At 71.6% G+C, this 15884-nt stretch carries 12 protein-coding genes; 3 read left to right on the top strand and 9 right to left on the bottom strand.

Annotation, left to right across the window (positions count from 1 at the left end; genetic code table 11):
• Window position 1 precedes the first annotated feature (1 nt).
• The 8 genes from AQJ54_RS07900 to AQJ54_RS07865 all read right to left on the bottom strand — a co-directional run bounded on the left by AQJ54_RS07900 (window position 2) and on the right by AQJ54_RS07865 (window position 11958).
• Complete coding sequence (locus tag AQJ54_RS07900; RefSeq protein WP_062235431.1) at window positions 2–1999, bottom strand: glycosyltransferase family 2 protein; 1998 nt, start codon at window positions 1997–1999, stop codon at window positions 2–4.
• Window positions 1996–2892, bottom strand: a complete 897-nt coding sequence (gene rfbD, locus AQJ54_RS07895) for a dTDP-4-dehydrorhamnose reductase (protein WP_062235428.1) — start codon at window positions 2890–2892, stop codon at window positions 1996–1998. The genes AQJ54_RS07900 and rfbD overlap by 4 nt, the downstream gene beginning before the upstream one ends.
• Window positions 2889–3875 carry a dTDP-glucose 4,6-dehydratase gene (rfbB, locus tag AQJ54_RS07890; protein WP_030314622.1) on the bottom strand — a complete coding sequence of 329 codons (987 nt, stop codon included), beginning with the start codon at window positions 3873–3875 and terminating at the stop codon, window positions 2889–2891. Before rfbB ends, rfbD begins: the two co-directional genes overlap by 4 nt.
• Window positions 3872–4939, bottom strand: coding sequence for a glucose-1-phosphate thymidylyltransferase (locus tag AQJ54_RS07885; protein WP_062235425.1), 1068 nt, complete (start codon window positions 4937–4939; stop codon window positions 3872–3874). The genes rfbB and AQJ54_RS07885 overlap by 4 nt, the downstream gene beginning before the upstream one ends.
• 264 nt (window positions 4940–5203) lie before the next feature.
• Complete coding sequence (locus tag AQJ54_RS07880) at window positions 5204–9325, bottom strand: Rne/Rng family ribonuclease (RefSeq protein ID WP_062235422.1); 4122 nt, start codon at window positions 9323–9325, stop codon at window positions 5204–5206.
• 263 nt (window positions 9326–9588) lie between these two features.
• Complete coding sequence (locus tag AQJ54_RS07875) at window positions 9589–10353, bottom strand: TIGR03936 family radical SAM-associated protein (protein ID WP_062027621.1); 765 nt, start codon at window positions 10351–10353, stop codon at window positions 9589–9591.
• Window positions 10354–10401: 48 nt separating this feature from the next.
• Window positions 10402–11415, bottom strand: a complete 1014-nt coding sequence (locus AQJ54_RS07870) for a hypothetical protein (protein WP_062235419.1) — start codon at window positions 11413–11415, stop codon at window positions 10402–10404.
• 15 nt (window positions 11416–11430) lie between these two features.
• Window positions 11431–11958: a GNAT family N-acetyltransferase gene (locus AQJ54_RS07865; protein ID WP_062235417.1), complete on the bottom strand. Its 528-nt coding sequence runs from the start codon at window positions 11956–11958 to the stop codon at window positions 11431–11433.
• A gap of 37 nt (window positions 11959–11995) precedes the next feature.
• Here AQJ54_RS07865 and AQJ54_RS07860 point away from each other — a divergent pair, with 37 nt between their 5' ends.
• The gene (locus AQJ54_RS07860; RefSeq protein WP_062027615.1) at window positions 11996–12580 is read left to right on the top strand and encodes a TerD family protein; all 585 of its coding nucleotides are present in this window, start codon (window positions 11996–11998) and stop codon (window positions 12578–12580) included.
• Between the two features lie 141 nt (window positions 12581–12721).
• On the top strand, window positions 12722–13420 hold the full coding sequence (locus AQJ54_RS07855; protein WP_062235414.1) for a DUF899 domain-containing protein: 699 nt from the start codon (window positions 12722–12724) through the stop codon (window positions 13418–13420).
• Between the two features lie 51 nt (window positions 13421–13471).
• Here AQJ54_RS07855 and AQJ54_RS07850 read toward each other — a convergent pair whose 3' ends face one another.
• Window positions 13472–14293 carry a S1 RNA-binding domain-containing protein gene (locus AQJ54_RS07850; RefSeq protein WP_062235410.1) on the bottom strand — a complete coding sequence of 274 codons (822 nt, stop codon included), beginning with the start codon at window positions 14291–14293 and terminating at the stop codon, window positions 13472–13474.
• Window positions 14294–14641: 348 nt separating this feature from the next.
• On the opposite strand from AQJ54_RS07850, the gene AQJ54_RS07845 reads away from it, so the two are divergent.
• On the top strand, window positions 14642–15817 hold the full coding sequence (locus AQJ54_RS07845) for a glutathione-independent formaldehyde dehydrogenase (protein WP_062235407.1): 1176 nt from the start codon (window positions 14642–14644) through the stop codon (window positions 15815–15817).
• The last annotated feature ends 67 nt before the right edge of the window (window positions 15818–15884 follow it).

The raw sequence follows: 15884 nt of genomic DNA, 5'->3' as shown, positions 1-15884 counted from the left end.
CTCAGCCCTTCTTCTGGTTGGTCAGGGCGCGCTTGATGCGCCCGGCGGCCCGGCGCCACAAGGGGCGCGGTGCCTTCTTCACGGGGGCGGCGGCCTTCTTCGCGGCGGGCTTCGCGGGCGCCGTGTGCCGGTCGATCACCTTGGCGGCACCGTCGGCGTCCACCACGACGTCCACGGGCAGCCGCGTCCACTTGCGCTCCCCGCGGGCCGCGGACGGCACCCCGACCCGGACCGCCCAGCGCATGCCGGTGAGCTTCTCCAGCGGCAGCGTGGCGGTGGCGATGCGGCCGTCGAGCGTGGCGTCGGCCGGGTACTTGCCGACGTTCTTGCGCTCGAAGCGCAGCTGGACGGTGTCCCCGCCGGTCGCGGCGATGTGCAGCGGCAGGGGCAGCCGTACGGCGGAACCCTCGACCGTGCCCTGGGCGGGCGGCATGAAGGCGACCGCCTCGCCCTCCAGCTTGTTGGTGTGCTGGTCCACGTCGAGCGAGAGGTTGCCGGGGCCCTCGGTCCAGTACGGCAGCACGAGCCGTTTGGGTTCGCCGGTGAGGGCGGCCAGGCGGCCGGCCTCGACGCCCTGGCCGCGCACCGCGCCGAGCCGGGTCTCCTTGCTCCAGCCGCAGGACTTGATCCTCAGGTGCAGGTCCCACAGGCCCTTGTCGAGCGGGGCGCCCGAGGCCGCGGTCTCGGGGTCGAGCTCGGCGCGGGCGGAGATCCGCTGCCGGAAGACCCCGTCACCGGCGGCGATCTCGTGCAGCTCGCTCGTGACGGGCAGGTAGAACTGCCGGGCGTCCTCGCGGTGCCGGACCACCAGGTCGACGTCGCTCTTGGCGAGCGGGGCGTCCAGCTTGATGCCCTGGTCGTCGAGGACCTTCAGCGCCTCGTCGGACAGCGGCAGCCCGAGCAGCTGCCGCTCGCCGTCCCGACGGAACGTCATCGGCTCGCCGTCGATCTGGAGTTCGGAGTCGAAGCCGACCTTCAGGGTGCCGTCCTGCCACTCCAGCGAGGTGAGTTCGCCGGTGGGCTTGATCCCGGCCTCCCACTCGGCGAGCGTGCGGATGTCCTGGTAGCGGTCGGCGAAGATCAGCCCGGCGACCACCTTCTGGGTCAGGCCGAGACGGGCGACGACCCCGGGGCCGAAGCGCTCGGTGACCACCTTGTGGATCTCGGTGTACAGCTCCTCGGCGTAGTCCTCGGGGAGCTTGAGGAGGCGCTGGCCGCGCAGCCGCTCGACCATCTCGTTGCGCAGCCAGCGGCTGAACAGCTTGTCGCGCAGGGCGCCCGGCTCGGTCAGCTCCTCGACGACGTCGAGGGCCTCGCGCAGGTTGCCGAAGTAGCCGACCGGGTCGAAGCGCTGGAAGCCGGCGTTGGAGCCGTCGTCCCGGGTGATGTGGTAGTAGCACAGGTAGTCGCCGAGCACGGCGACGCTCTTGGCGCGCAGGTAGGCCTCGACGACGAAGACGTGGTCCTCAAGGCGGCGACGGCCCTCCTTGAAGCGCATGTTGTGCTCGTTGAGGAACTCCCGCCGGAACATCTTGTGCGGGGTGAGGCTGTCGATCAGCGGCGCGTTGGACACGGTGGCGCGCGGCCGGTTGACCCGGAACAGCTCCTGCGGGACCGGGCGTCCGATGCCCGCCATCTTGCCCACGACCACGTCGGCCTCGTTGGCCTTGCCGTAGTCGTACATCCGCTCGAGAGCCTCGTCGCCCAGCCAGTCATCGTGGTCGACGAACATGACGTACTCGCCCTGGGCGGCCTCGATGCCGGTGTTGCGGGGCTTGCCCGACCAGCCGGAGGACTCCTGGTGGATGACGTGGAAGTGCGGGTGCTCGGCGGCGAGCTGGTCCAGGCGGGCCGGCGTCTCGTCGGTGGAGCCGTCGTCGACGAAGAAGACCTCGAACTCGTCCGGGGTCAGGCTCTGCCGGAGCAGGCCCGTGATGCAGTCCTCGACGTACTTGCCGGGGTTGTAGACCGCGATGACGACGCTGACCTTGACCGTCACGCCGTGTTCTCCTTCAGATGGACCCGGTGGATCTCCGGGAAGGCCTCGGTGAGGGCCGTACGCCAGTCGCGCAGCGGCTCGATGCCGGCCTCGGCGAACCGGCCGTGGCCGAGGACGCTGTAGGCGGGGCGGGGCGCGGGGCGCACGAAGGCCTCGCTGGTGGTGGGGCGGACCCGGTCCGGGTCGGCGCCGAGCAGCCGGAAGATCTCCTGGGTGAAGCCGTGCCAGGTGGTCTCGCCGGAGTTGGTGCCGTGGTAGACGCCGGCCGGGGCGGTGCCGGCCAGGGCGCCGCGGCCCAGCTCGACCAGCAGGCCCGCGAGGTCGGCGCTCCAGGTGGGCTGCCCGCGCTGGTCGTCGACGACGTCGAGGGTGTCCTTGACGCCCTCCAGCTTGATCATCGTCTTGACGAAGTTGGGGCCGCCGGTGCCGTAGAGCCAGGCGGTGCGGACGACGTAACCGCGCTCGTTCGCGAGGACCGCCTTCTCCCCGGCCAGCTTGGTGCGGCCGTAGGCGCTGCGGGGCGCGGTCGGCGCGTCCTCGGCGTAGGGCGTGGTGGCGTCCCCGGCGAAGACGTAGTCCGTGGAGACGTGCAGCAGGACGGCGCCGGTGCGGGCGCAGGCCTCGGCGAGGTGGCGCGGGCCGTCGCCGTTGATGGCGAGGGCCTCGTCCTCACGGGTCTCGGCGTCGTCGACGGCGGTCCAGGCCGCGCAGTTGACGACCACGGCGGGCCGGTGCTCTTCGAGAGCCGCGCTCACGGCGTCGGCGTCGGTGAGGTCCAGCGCCTTGCGGTCGAGGGCGACATACCGCTCCCCCGACCGGTCCAGCCGGGCCAGGACGTCCTGGCCCAGCATGCCGCCCGCGCCCGTGACCAGCCAGGTGCGGTTGTCGGTCACAGCGCGGCCCGCTCCTTCAGCGGCTCCCACCAGGCACGGTTGTCGCGGTACCACTGCACGGTCTCCGCGAGGCCCTGCTCGAAGGACTTGCGGGGCTCGTAGCCGAGCTCCTCGCGGATCTTGGTGCAGTCGACGGAGTAGCGGCGGTCGTGGCCCTTGCGGTCCTCGACGTACTCGACGCTGGTCTCCCAGTCGGCGCCGCAGGCCTTCAGCAGCAGGCCGGTGAGCTCCTTGTTGGAGAGCTCGGTGCCGCCGCCGATGTTGTAGACCTCGCCGGCCCGGCCCTTGGTGCGCACCAGCTCGATGCCCTGGACGTGGTCGTCGATGTGCAGCCAGTCGCGGACGTTGCCGCCGTCGCCGTACAGCGGGACCTTCTTGCCGTCGAGGAGGTTGGTCACGAAGAGCGGGATGACCTTCTCGGGGAAGTGGTGGTGCCCGTAGTTGTTGGAGCAGCGGGTCACGCGCACGTCCAGGCCGTGGGTGCGGTGGTACGACAGCGCGATCAGGTCGCTGGACGCCTTCGCCGAGGAGTACGGCGAGTTGGGCTCCAGCGGGTGCGTCTCGGGCCAGGAGCCCTCGTCGATCGAGCCGTAGACCTCGTCGGTGGAGATGTGCACGAAGGTCTTGATGCCCGCGCGGTGGGCCGCGTCGATGAGGGTGTGGGTGCCGACCACGTTGGTGCGCACGAACTCGGCGCCGCCGTCGATGGAGCGGTCCACGTGCGACTCGGCGGCGAAGTGCACCACCTGGTCGTGCTCGGCCATCAGCTTGCCGACCAGCTCGGGGTCGCAGATGTCGCCCTGCACGAAGGCGAAGCCCGGGTGCTCGCGCACCTCGTCGAGGTTGGCCGGGTTGCCCGCGTAGGTCAGCTTGTCGAGGACGGTGACGGAGATGTCACCGGGGCCCTCGGGGCCGAGCACGGTACGGACGTAGTGCGAGCCGATGAAGCCGGCACCGCCGGTCACCAGAATCCGAGTGGTCATGAAGAGATCTGCACCTTGCTGTGATCACCGAGCACGAGCCGGTGTGCCTTGGGGTTACGGGGCGCGGGCGTGACCTCGACGTCACGTCCGATGAGGGAGGCCTCCACGCGGCGCACGCCGGTCACGGACGAGCCGCGCAGCACGATGGAGTACTCGATTTCGCTGTCCTCGATCCGGCAGTCCTCGGAGACGGACGTGAACGGGCCGATGTAGGCGTCGTTGACGACCGTGCCGGCGCCGATGATGGCAGGCCCGACGATCCGGCTGCCACTGACGCTGGCGCCCGCCTCGATGCGGACCCGGCCGATGATCTCGCTGGACTCGTCGACCGTGCCCTCGTTCACCGGATCGACGGTCTCCAGGACCGACCGGTTGACCTCCAGCATGTCGGTGACGTTGCCGGTGTCCTTCCAGTAGCCCGAGATGGTCGTGGAGCGGACGTCACGCTTCTGGTCGATCAGCCACTGGATCGCATGGGTGATCTCCAGCTCCCCGCGCCAGGACGGCTCGATGGAGCGGACGGCCTCGTGTATGGCCGGCGTGAAGAGATAGACGCCGACGAGGGCGAGGTCGCTCTTGGGCTGCTTCGGCTTCTCCTCCAGGCCCACCACCCGGCCGTCGGCGTCGAGTTCGGCGACACCGAAGGAGGTGGGGTTGGGGACCCTGGTCAGCAGGATCTGCGCCTCGGGGCGCTCGGCGCGGAACTCGTCCACCAGACCGGTGATACCGCCGACGATGAAGTTGTCGCCGAGGTACATGACGAAGTCCTCGTCACCGAGGAACTCCCGCGCGATGAGCACGGCGTGGGCGAGGCCCAGCGGCGCGTCCTGCGGAATGTAGGTGACCTTGATCCCGAACTGGGAGCCGTCGCCGACCGCCTCGCGGATCTCGTCCGCGGTGTCGCCGACCACGATGCCGACCTCGCTGATCCCGGCCTCGGCGATCGCCTCCAGGCCGTAGAACAGCACGGGCTTGTTGGCGACCGGCACCAACTGCTTGGCGGAGGTGTGGGTGATCGGGCGGAGGCGGGTGCCCGCTCCCCCGGAGAGCACGAGAGCCTTCACGAAAATCCCTATTTGTCTAAATTAAGCGTCAATCTCGGCTCACATCATAACCCTGGGGGCAGGCCGGGGATTCACCGGCCATTCACATGAGCGATCACCGGTTGACAACTGTCTGTCGGACGCAATAGCCACAGAATCACGAAATCCGCCCCCGGCGAACCGGGGGCGGAATTCGATCTCCGGACGATCTTCAGTTGGCCGAAATCATGCGGTGACCGTCCGTCAGGCCTCGTCCGTCAGGCCTCGTCCGTCAGGCCTCGTCCGTCAGGCCTCGTCGGTCTGGGACGAGACGGACGGCTGCGACGACTGCTCGGCCGCCACCGTCTTCTTCGACGCCGCCTTCTTCGCGGTCGTCTTCTTGGCGGCGGTCTTCTTCGCCGCCGTCTTCTTGGCGACGGTCTTCTTGGTCGCGGCCTTCTTCGCCGTGGCCTTCTTGGCCGTCTTGCGGGCCGTCTTCTTGGCCGGAGCCGCCTCCTCGGCGGACTCCCCCTCCACGACGGGCTCCGCCGGCTCGGCCGGGGCCTCCGCGGAAGGCACGACCACGACGGCCGCCTCCTCGGACGCGGTGGGCGCGGTGGCCTTGCGGACGGCCCGGCGACGCGGACGTGCCGGGGCGGCGCTCTCGGCGACCGGCTCGGACTCGGCCTCGGCCTCGGTCGGCGCGGCCACCGGGGCCTCCTCCGCCTGCGGCTCGGGCGCGGCCTCGGCGACCGTCACCACGGTGGCCTCCGCCCCGGCGGGCGACCCGGCGGGTGCGGACACCTTGCGGGTGGCCCGACGACGGGTACGGCCCTTCGGTGCCGCCTCCTCGGCCGCGGGAGCCGCCTCGACCACCGGGTCCTCCGCGGCGGCCGGCGCGGCCTGGGCCTCGGCGGCCGTCTCCGGCTGCACGGGACGCTCGGCCTCGACCTCGGCGGGCACCGTCTGAGCGGTCGGCACCTCGGTGCTCTCGGAGACCGGGCCCTCCTCGACGGCCGGCTCCTCGGTCCCGCCCGACCTGCGCGACCCGCCGCGCGGCGCACCGGCCGGAGCCGACGCCCGACGGCTCGTCCTGCGACGACCCCGTCCGCGCGTGGCCGCGGCCTCCGCCTCGGCGACGCTGCTGTACAGCTCCTCGTCCGGCGCAAACTCGGTCGGGGCCAGAGAGATCGGCTCGGCCACCTCGGCGGCGAGCTCGGCCTCGGTCTCGACCTCTTCCGGAGCCTCGGGAGCCTCCACGGCGACCGCGGCCTCGTGGGTGTGCTCGTGCCCGTCGCCGCCGCGCCCGCGCTTCTTGCGCTTGCCGCCGCCACCGGCGGAGCTCGGCTGCTCCATGTGCACGATGACGCCGCGGCCGTTGCAGTGGACGCAGGTCTCGGAGAAGGACTCCAGCAGGCCCTGGCCGACCCGCTTGCGGGTCATCTGGACCAGACCCAGCGAGGTGACCTCGGCGACCTGGTGCTTGGTCCGGTCCCGGCCCAGGCACTCCAGCAGACGCCTGAGCACCAGGTCCCGGTTGGACTCCAGGACCATGTCGATGAAGTCGATCACGATGATGCCGCCGAGGTCGCGCAGCCGCAGCTGACGCACGATCTCCTCGGCCGCCTCCAGGTTGTTCCTGGTGACCGTCTCCTCCAGGTTGCCGCCCTGGCCGGTGAACTTGCCGGTGTTGACGTCGACCACGACCATCGCCTCGGTCCGGTCGATCACCAGCGAGCCGCCGCTGGGCAGCCAGACCTTGCGGTCCAGCGCCTTGGCGAGCTGCTCGTCGATCCGGTACGTGGCGAAGACGTCGACCTCGGAGGTCCACTTCTGAAGCCGCTCGGCGAGGTCGGGGGCGACGTGGGAGACGTATCCGTGGACGGTCTCCCAGGCGTCCTGACCGCTGACGACGACCTTGGAGAAGTCCTCGTTGAAGATGTCGCGGACGACCCGGACGGTCATGTCCGGCTCGCCGTAGAGCAGCGTCGGGGCGTTGCCGCTCTTGGCCTTCTTCTGGATGTCCTCCCACTGCGCCTGGAGCCGCTCGACGTCGCGGCGCAGCTCGTCCTCGGAGGCGCCCTCGGCGGCGGTGCGGACGATGACGCCCGCGTCCTCGGGGACGATCTTCTTGAGGATGGTCTTCAGACGCGCCCGCTCGGTGTCGGGCAGCTTGCGGCTGATGCCGGTCATCGAACCCTCGGGGACGTACACGAGGTAGCGGCCCGGCAGGGAGACCTGGCTGGTCAGACGCGCGCCCTTGTGCCCGATCGGGTCCTTGGTGACCTGGACGAGCACGGACTGGCCGGACTTCAGCGCGCTCTCGATGCGGCGCGGCCCGTTGGCCATGCCGAGCGCCTCGAAGTTGACCTCACCGGCGTAGAGGACCGCGTTGCGGCCCTTGCCGATGTCGATGAAGGCGGCCTCCATGGACGGCAGGACGTTCTGGACCTTGCCCAGGTAGACGTTGCCGACGTACGAGGTGGCCTGCTCCTTGTTGACGTAGTGCTCGACGAGCACGCCGTCCTCGAGCACGCCGATCTGGGTGCGCTCGCCGTGCTGGCGCACGACCATCACCCGCTCGACGGCCTCGCGGCGGGCGAGGAACTCGGCCTCGGTGATGATCGGCACACGCCTGCGGCCCTGCTCACGGCCTTCGCGACGGCGCTGCTTCTTGGCCTCCAGACGGGTCGAGCCCTTGATGGACTGCACCTCGTCGGAGGGCTCGGCCTTCGGACGGGGCTCGCGCACCTTGACGACGGTCCGCTCGGGGTCGCCGTCACCGGGCTCGGCGTCGGTGGACGCGTCCCCGGCCCGGCGCCGGCGGCGACGGCGGCGACGGCTGCTGGAGCTGGACCCGCCGGACTCGTCGGAACGGGCGTCCTCGTCGTCCTCGTCCTCTTCGTCGTCCTGGGAGGACTGCTCGGCGGCGGGCTCGTCCGAGTCGTCGGAGTCCTCGTCACCGGAGGCCTCGGCGGACTCGCCCCGGCGGCGGCGACGGCCACCGCGACGACGGCGCCGACGCGAACCGGTGTCCTCGGTCTCGTCCTCGTCGACGGAGTCCTCGGCGCCCTCGTCCGTCTCCTCTTCCTCGACGACGGCCTCGGTGGCGGACACGGCGGTCTCCCGCGCCTCGGGCTCCTCGGGGGCACCACGGCGCCGGCGGCGGCGCCGCGACCCGGTCTGCTCCTCGGTGGTCTCCGCGACGGCTTCCAGGGCCTCGACGGGCTCGGCGGACGCGACGGCCTCGGCCTGCTCGTCCCGACCGGCCTCCGCCTCGGCGGCGGCCTCGGCGGCCGCCCGCTGCGGGGTCTGGAACTGCGGCTCGGTGAAGACGGGGGCCTGGAACACGGCGACCGCGGGCCGCGCGGGGCGCCGGGAGCCGTTCTCCTCGTCCCCGGTGCCGGCGGCTCGCCGCGCGGGCTCGGAGAATCCGGTGGCGGCCTGGCGCACGGCCCGGCGACGGCCACGACGGGGGGCGGCGTCCTCGACGGTGGCCTCCGCGGCGGGAGCCTCCGTGACGGGCTCGGCGGGCGCCTCGGCGGCGGGCTTCTCCTCGGCAGCGCTCTCGGCGGGCGCGGCGCTCTCCGTGGGCGCGGCGCTCTCGGCGGCCGGGGCGGACACGCGACGGGTGGCACGGCGGCGGCGACGCGGAGCCGCGTCCTCGGCCTCCGCGACCTCGGCGGGCGCGGGGGCCTCGGCGGGCGCGGGGGCCTCGGCGGGCGCCTCCGCGGTCACCGGCTCGGCGGTCTCAGGGGCCCCGGCGGGCGCGGCGGCACGCCGAGTGGCCCGGCGCCGGGTGCGCGCGGCGGGGGCGGGGGTCTCCGCGGCGGGCGTCTCGTCGGCGGCCTCGGTGGCGGCGACGACCGGCACCACGGCCTCGGTCTCGGTCCCGGTCTCGGCTGCCGCGGTCTCGGCCGGAGCCGCGGCCGGCGCCGACACACGGCGGGTCGCACGCCGACGCGGGCGCGCCGGAGCCGCGTCCTCGGTCGTGGCCTCGACGGCGGGTGCGCTCTGCGCGGTCACGTCTTCGGCGGGCGCCTCGGCGGCCACGGGCACCACGGTCTCGGCGGCCTCGGCCGCCGCGGGGGAACCGGCGGGCGCGGACGCCCGGCGGGTGGCACGCCGACGCGGTCGCGCGGCGGGCGCGGCGGCCTCGGCCGGTGCCTCGGTCTCCGTGCTCTCGACGGAGTCGACGGTGTCGACGCTCTCGTCGAGCTTCTCCTCCTCGTCGGTGACGAGGTCCTCGGCCTCCGCGGCCGGTATGGCCGGGGCGACGACCTCCTCGGCCGGGGCGGCGGCGTCGGTCGGCGGACCCGCCGGCCGGGACGCGGCACGGCGCCGACGGCGCGGCGGCAGGGTGTCGCTAGGGGTGGTGTTGGCTTCGGAGTCCGTGGCGGACTCTGCGGCTTCGGTCGGTTCGAGCATGCGGGCTTGTCTCCCGTCAGGCTCCCGGGCGCCGCGCCTGGTCCGGCGGAGTTGCCGGTGACGTCCGCGGCTCGCGCGATGCGCGGTGCCGCCGTCCGGGGCGCGGGCGCCGCACGGGAGCTCTCTGTGTCCTGTCTCGCCGGTTCCGTACGCCCTCTTGGCTACGGCCTGGCGAAAGTCTTCTGTGTGGGTGCGCTGCCCGACCCAGGTGGCTCCCGAGTACGAGGGCTGCGCTACGACGCCCGTCCTTCGCGGGACCTTCCCTACGCCGGCGCCTTCGCGGTGGCGGTCGGTTCGGCCGTTGAGGGGGCCTCGACCGCCTCGCGGTCGGGCGCGAGCGGGTCGGTCACCGTGCCGGTCTCTTCATCGAGCAGCCCCTGCGCCAGCCTGGTCACCGCAGCGGGGACCGGCGGCGCCAGGTCGGCCACGGCGCGGAGACCGGACAGGACGTCGTCGGGTCGTACGGCAGGCGTCACGTGCCGAACAACCAGCCGCAGTATCGCACAGGGCTGGTCCGTCGGCCTATCAGCAGGTTCACTGTGCGTTTCGAGTTGTACGACCGCGGGGCGGGCGTCGAAGGTCCGGAGGCCGTTCTTGGTGGTGCGCTGGACCTCCACCGCCTCGGCGGCGTTGAACGCGGCGACCGCCTGCTCGGCCTCGGCCGGCTCCACTCCGTCCAGCCTGAGCTCCCAGACGGAAGCCGTGAGCCGGTCGGCGAGCCCCGAGGTCCTGGCCTCGACCGCGTCGACGACGTCGAGCCCGGTGGGCAGCGACTCGTCGAGGAGGAGCCGCAGCTTCTCCGGGTCGCGCGCCTGGGTGAGCGCGATCTCCAGGTACTCCGCCTCACTGCCCGTGCCGGTGGGTGCGGCATTGGCGTACGACACCTTCGGATGCGGTGTGAACCCCGCCGAGTACGCCATGGGCACCTCGGCGCGGCGCAACGCACGCTCGAAGGCGCGCTGGAAGTCGCGGTGGCTGGTGAACCGGAGGCGGCCGCGCTTGGTGTAGCGCAGTCGGATGCGCTGCACCGCCGGTGCGGGCGGCGGGCCTTCGGGCTGTCGCTTGCCCAGTGTCGCTCAGTCCTTCGTGAGTGCGGTCGTACTGCTACCAAGAGTACGTGTGTCGGCGCCCGTCGGTTCCCGCCGGGCCACCGCTTCCCTCGCACGGGGTTCACCGAAGAGCATGCGCCGGAAGTCGGCGCGGGCCTCGCGCACGGTCTCGCGGGCGGAGGCGAGGGCGGCCCGGGTGATCCGGCCCACACTGCGGGCGGCCTCGGCGACCGGGCGCAGCACCACGTCCCGGACCACGTGCCCGACCGGGGTCAGCACCGTGCGGTACACCCAGCGCACCGGCTCCACGAAGATCCACCGCAGGAGGGTCCCGAGGAACCGTCCGACGGCGAGCGAGATGCGCCCGGCGATCCGCCAGGCGTGCCCGAGCGCGTCCCACACCTCCCGTCCGACGACGGCGAGGACGCGTCCGACGGGTGCGAGGACCCAGCGCCACAGGGCGACGGCGGGCAGCACGAGCAGGACGCGGGCGATCCAGTACAGGGCGACACCGATGCCCTTGACGATCGTGCCCGCCAGCCACACGAGCCCGCCGGCGCACCAGGCGATGGCGCGCCAGACCGGCGTGAAGATCCAGGCGAGGACGGCTCCGACACCCGTGAGGAGCCACACGATCCCGTGCCCGATCGGGGTGAGCACGCGCGCGTACACCCACTCCAGCGCGGCCGCGATCCCGCGCGCGACCCAGGCGATGCCGTGGCCGACCGGGGTCAGCACGTACCGGTAGAGCCACACCAGGGGGATGACGAGGAGCACCTTGCCGAGCCATCCGACCGCCTTGGCGAGGGGCACCACGACGTACCGCCACAGGGCCGTCAGGGGCCACACGACCAGCGCCCGCCACAACGGCCGCAGCACGCCGTCCCGCAGGAACCGCCCGACCACGACGAGCGCGTCCCACACCATGCGCACGGGCACGACCAGCACGAGCACGACGATCCGTACGGGGATGCGGACGGCGACGGTCAGACACCCCTCGGGCGCCGGTTGCCCCGGCGCGGGCTGCTTCTCCAGGTCCATAACGACGTAGACGCCTCAGTTCCCCGTCCGGATCCAGAACCGCAGCTTCACACCGCGCCGATCCTCGAATTCTCCGCCATTGGCCTCGATCACCTTACGAGACGCGGTGTTGGTGACGTCACACGTGATCAGGGCCCGCGTGATGCCGAGTTGACGACAGACGGGCAGCGCGGCCCGGAGCATCGCGGTGGCGTGTCCCCGCCGCCGGGCGCTCGGGCGGACCGCGTAGCCGATGTGGCCGCCGAGTTCGAGCAGATACGGGTTGAGCCGGTGCCGTATCGAGAGCATGCCCAGGAAGGTGTCGCCCTGGACGTACCAGAGGGTGGTCATCGGCACCCAGTCGGGTCTGCGCGGGCGTTCGGCCTCCGCGCGCAGCATGTCCACGTAGGCGGCGAACCCCTCCGGCTCGCGCCAGGACTTCGCGTAGGGCCCGGGCTCCTCGCCCAGCAGCGCGGCCGGATCGCGGTCCGCCTCCGTGAACTCCCGTACGGCGTCGAGATAGGAGGCCTGGAACCGGGCGTCGGGCGGGGTCAGCCGGGGCATCTCCTCATGATGGCGAGGACCCGTGCAGTATGTCCCCATGATTACGCTCACGAAGGAAGACGGCCCCGCCGACCTGGACGGCGTCACCCACCTGTCCATAGGGGTCTCCTGGGACCCCACGGCTGGCGCCAGCGGCGGAGTGATCGGCAAACTGCGCCGCAAGTCCGGCACGGACCTCGACCTGATCGCCATCGCCATGCACGACGGCGACCCGGTACGCCTCGCGGGCCTCGACTCCCTCGACCCCATCGGCAACGGCTCCCTGCTGCACAGCGGCGACAACCAGACCGGCCACGGGGACGGCGACGACGAGACCGTCACCGTCGAGTTCGCGAAGATCCCCCCGCACATCACGTCGATCGTCTTCGTCGCCGCGGCCTACAAGAAGGGCAGTTCCTTCCAGAAGGCCCGCAACATCAGCTTCAAGGTCTACGACGCCACCGGCGGCAGCTCCCAGCAGGTCGCCGACATCTGGCCCAGCATGCTCACCACGGACAACGGCTGCGCGGTCGCCAAGGCGATCCGGGTCGGCACCGCATGGAAGCTCGAGGTCATCAACGTGACAGGCAAGATCAAGCAGGGCGACGAACTGGCCCTGATGCGCTTCGCGGCGAGCAAGTAGCGGTCCCGGTCGTGAGCGGGAGGGCCACGGCGGGCAGTCCGCCGCCCTGGTCCTGCCGCGGGGCGACCGATGAGTTCCGGTGGCCGCCGCGGTCTGTCCTCTCAGAAGAGACCGCTGCGCGCACACCCTGTGAGGGAACCCATGACCGCACCCGCGCTCCCACCCGTCGTCGACACCGAGACCTGGCAGCACCGCCTGGAAGAACTCCGCGCCCGTGAGAAGGCCGCCACGCGGGAGTTGGACGCCATCGCCGCCGAGCGCCGGCGCCTGCCGATGGTGGAGATGCCGGACTACACCCTGGAGGGCGAGGACGGCCCCGTACGGCTGGCGGACGTCTTCGACGGCAAGCGGCAGCTGATCGTCTACCACCACATGTGGTTCACCGGCAAGGAATGGCAGTGCCCGGGCTGCACGGGGTTCACCTCGCAGTTCACCCGCCTGGAGTTCCTGGACGCCTACGACGCGCGGTTCGTCGTGGTCACCCAGGGCCCGATCAAGGAGGCCCTCGCCTACCGGCACCGGGTCGGCAACCGGATGACCTGGTACTCGACCGCCGGCAGCCCCTTCGGCACCGACATGGGCGCCCCGCCCGACGGCGGCTTCGCGGTCAACGTCTTCCTGCGCGACGGCGACATCGTCTACCGCACCTGGCACACCGCGGGCCGCGGCACCGAACAGCTCAGCCACACCTTCCCCCTGATCGACCTCCTCCCCTACGGCCGCCAGGAGGAATGGCAGGACAGCCCCGAGAACTGGCCCCAGTCCCCCACCTACAGCCGCTGGCCGTCGTCCAAGAACATCGCGGCACTGTACGGCCCGGAGGCGGAGGACGCCCGCTGAACCGGTCGTAGGGGCAGGCGCTCAGGCTGAACCGGTCGTAGCGGCAGGCGCTCAGGGCTGTCGCAGGGACAGCGACAGCCGGCGCCGCTCCCGGTCGACGTCCTTGACGTAGACCGTCAGCCGGTCCCCGGGCCGCACGGCTTCTTCCACGGCCACCGAGGACATCGGGCCCGCCTCGGGCGGCAGGCCCAGCTCGGACAGATGCACCAGGCCCTCGATGCCGTCGGCGACCTCCACGAAGAAGCCGAAGGGGACCAGCTTGGTCACCCGCCCGGTCAGCCGCCGGCCCGCCCGGACGCCGTCGGCGAAGCTCTGGAAGGGGTCCGGCCGAGTGGCCCGCAGGGAGAGCCGGGCCTCGCCGTTCGTCGTGTCGAACTGCAGAAACTCGCACGCCACCCGCTGCCCGACCTCGACGACCTCGGAGACGTCCTCGAACCAACGCCACGACAGCTCGGGGTAGGTGATGAACCCTACGCCGGGATGGATCGGATGTCCGGGCCCCTCGTCGAGCGCCACGAACACCCCGAACCGCTCGATCGCCGCCACCGTCCCGGTCAGGACCTCCCCGCATCGAAGCCGTTTGAGGAACGCCCAGAGCTCGGGGTTCTCCGTCGCCGCCGTCGACAGCAGCGCGCGCCCCGCGTCCAGGTCCACGGCGACGACCTCACCGGCGACCTTTCGTCCGACCACGGCCACATCGGCGAATCGCCTGCGCCAGGAAGCGTCCAGCACTCCCACCGACCCGAGCGGCCGGGCGGGGAACCCGTCGAGCGTCACCTCCATCCCGGACCGCGAAACGGCGGCGACGGTCCCGCGGCACACGTCACCGACCCGGACCGCGGCGAGGAACCGCCGGTCGTCCAGCGGGATCATCCCACCCCACCTCGTCCACCAGCCGACACGTGCGACAGCACCACCTGCGGACCTCCTCGGCCGTTCGGCACAGAACTGATCGATCACAAAGATGTCGTTTCGTGCCGGAGGACCCTGGGGACCCGCACCAAACGCCGCCGGAACACCTCGGGACACCTCGGGACACCGAAGACCGACCTGCCGGGCCGGCGGCCGAACCACCGTTCCGCCCGATCCGGGTGAACGGCCCACGGAGACATGCCGGAGCCACGACCGCACCACCGGCCCAGCACTTCCAGGAGTCAGGCTTCGCTGTGCGTCTCATCATCGCCGTGCCGCCGTCATGCCGCGGCACCGAGGGAAGTCACCATGAAAGCAGCGGTATATGAAGGACCGCGAACGGTCACCGTGAAGGACGTACCGGACGCCAAGATCGAACACCCCTGCGACATCATCGTCAAGATCACCGCCACCAACATCTGTGGTTCCGACCTGCACATGTACGAGGGCCGCACCTCGTTCGAGACCGGCCGCACCCTGGGACACGAGAACATGGGCCAGGTCGTGGAGGTCGGTCCGGCCGTCCGCAAGGTCCAGGTCGGTGAGTACGTGGTCCTGCCGTTCAACGTCGCCTGCGGGTTCTGCAAGCAGTGCGAGCGGGGCCTGACCAACTACTGCCTGACCATGCAGCCGGAACCCGCTCTCGCCGGAGCCGCCTACGGATTCGCCGACATGGGCCCCTACCAGGGCGGCCAAGCGGAACTGCTGCGCGTGCCCTACGGCGACTTCAACGCGCTGCGCCTCGGCGAGGACGCCGCCGAGCGGCAGACCGACTACGTGATGCTCGCCGACATCTTCCCCACCGGGTACCACGCCACCGAGATGGCCAACGTCAAGCCGGGCGACCAGACGATCGTCTTCGGCGCCGGTCCCGTCGGACTGATGGCGGCCTACTCCGCCCTCCTCAAGGGCGCAGGACGCGTCTGGGTCGCCGACCACCAGCCCGACCGGCTGCGCAAGGCGGAGGAGATCGGGGCCATCCCCATCAACACCGCCGAACAGGACCCGGCGGAGGTCGTCAAGGAAGCCACCCTCGGCCTGGGCGCCGACAACGGCTGCGAATGCGTCGGCTACCAGGCGCACGACCCCGGGGGTCAGGAGGACGCGAGCCTCACCCTCAACGGACTCATCGACACGGTCAGGTTCACCGGCGACATCGGCGTGGTGGGCGTGTTCCTCCCGGAGGACCCCGGCGGCAAGGACGCCCAGGGGGAGCTGGAAGCCCAGGGCAAGGTCCCGATCGACTTCGGACTGATGTGGTTCAAGGGCCAGCGCATGGGGACCGGGCAGGCGCCGGTGAAGAGGTACAACCGCGCGCTGCGGGACCTGATCGCCGGCGGGAAGGCGAAGCCCAGCTTCCTCGTCTCCCACGAACTCGACCTGGCCGAGGCCCCCAGTGCCTACGAGCACTTCGACGCCCGTGACGAGGGCTGGACCAAGGTGGTCCTGCACCCCGACGGACACGGCAACGGCCGTAAGAAGTAAGCCGACCGGAGCCGTCGGCACTCACCTGCCGCTGCCGGACGCGCCATGGGCGCCCGGCAGCGGTCCC

Origin of the sequence: Streptomyces griseorubiginosus (genome assembly GCF_001514195.1) — a bacterium.
In the GTDB taxonomy this organism is placed as follows: Bacteria; Actinomycetota; Actinomycetes; order Streptomycetales; family Streptomycetaceae; genus Streptomyces; species Streptomyces griseorubiginosus.
Note: the sequence above shows the minus strand (reverse complement) of the source record. Positions and strands in the feature narration are given on the sequence as shown.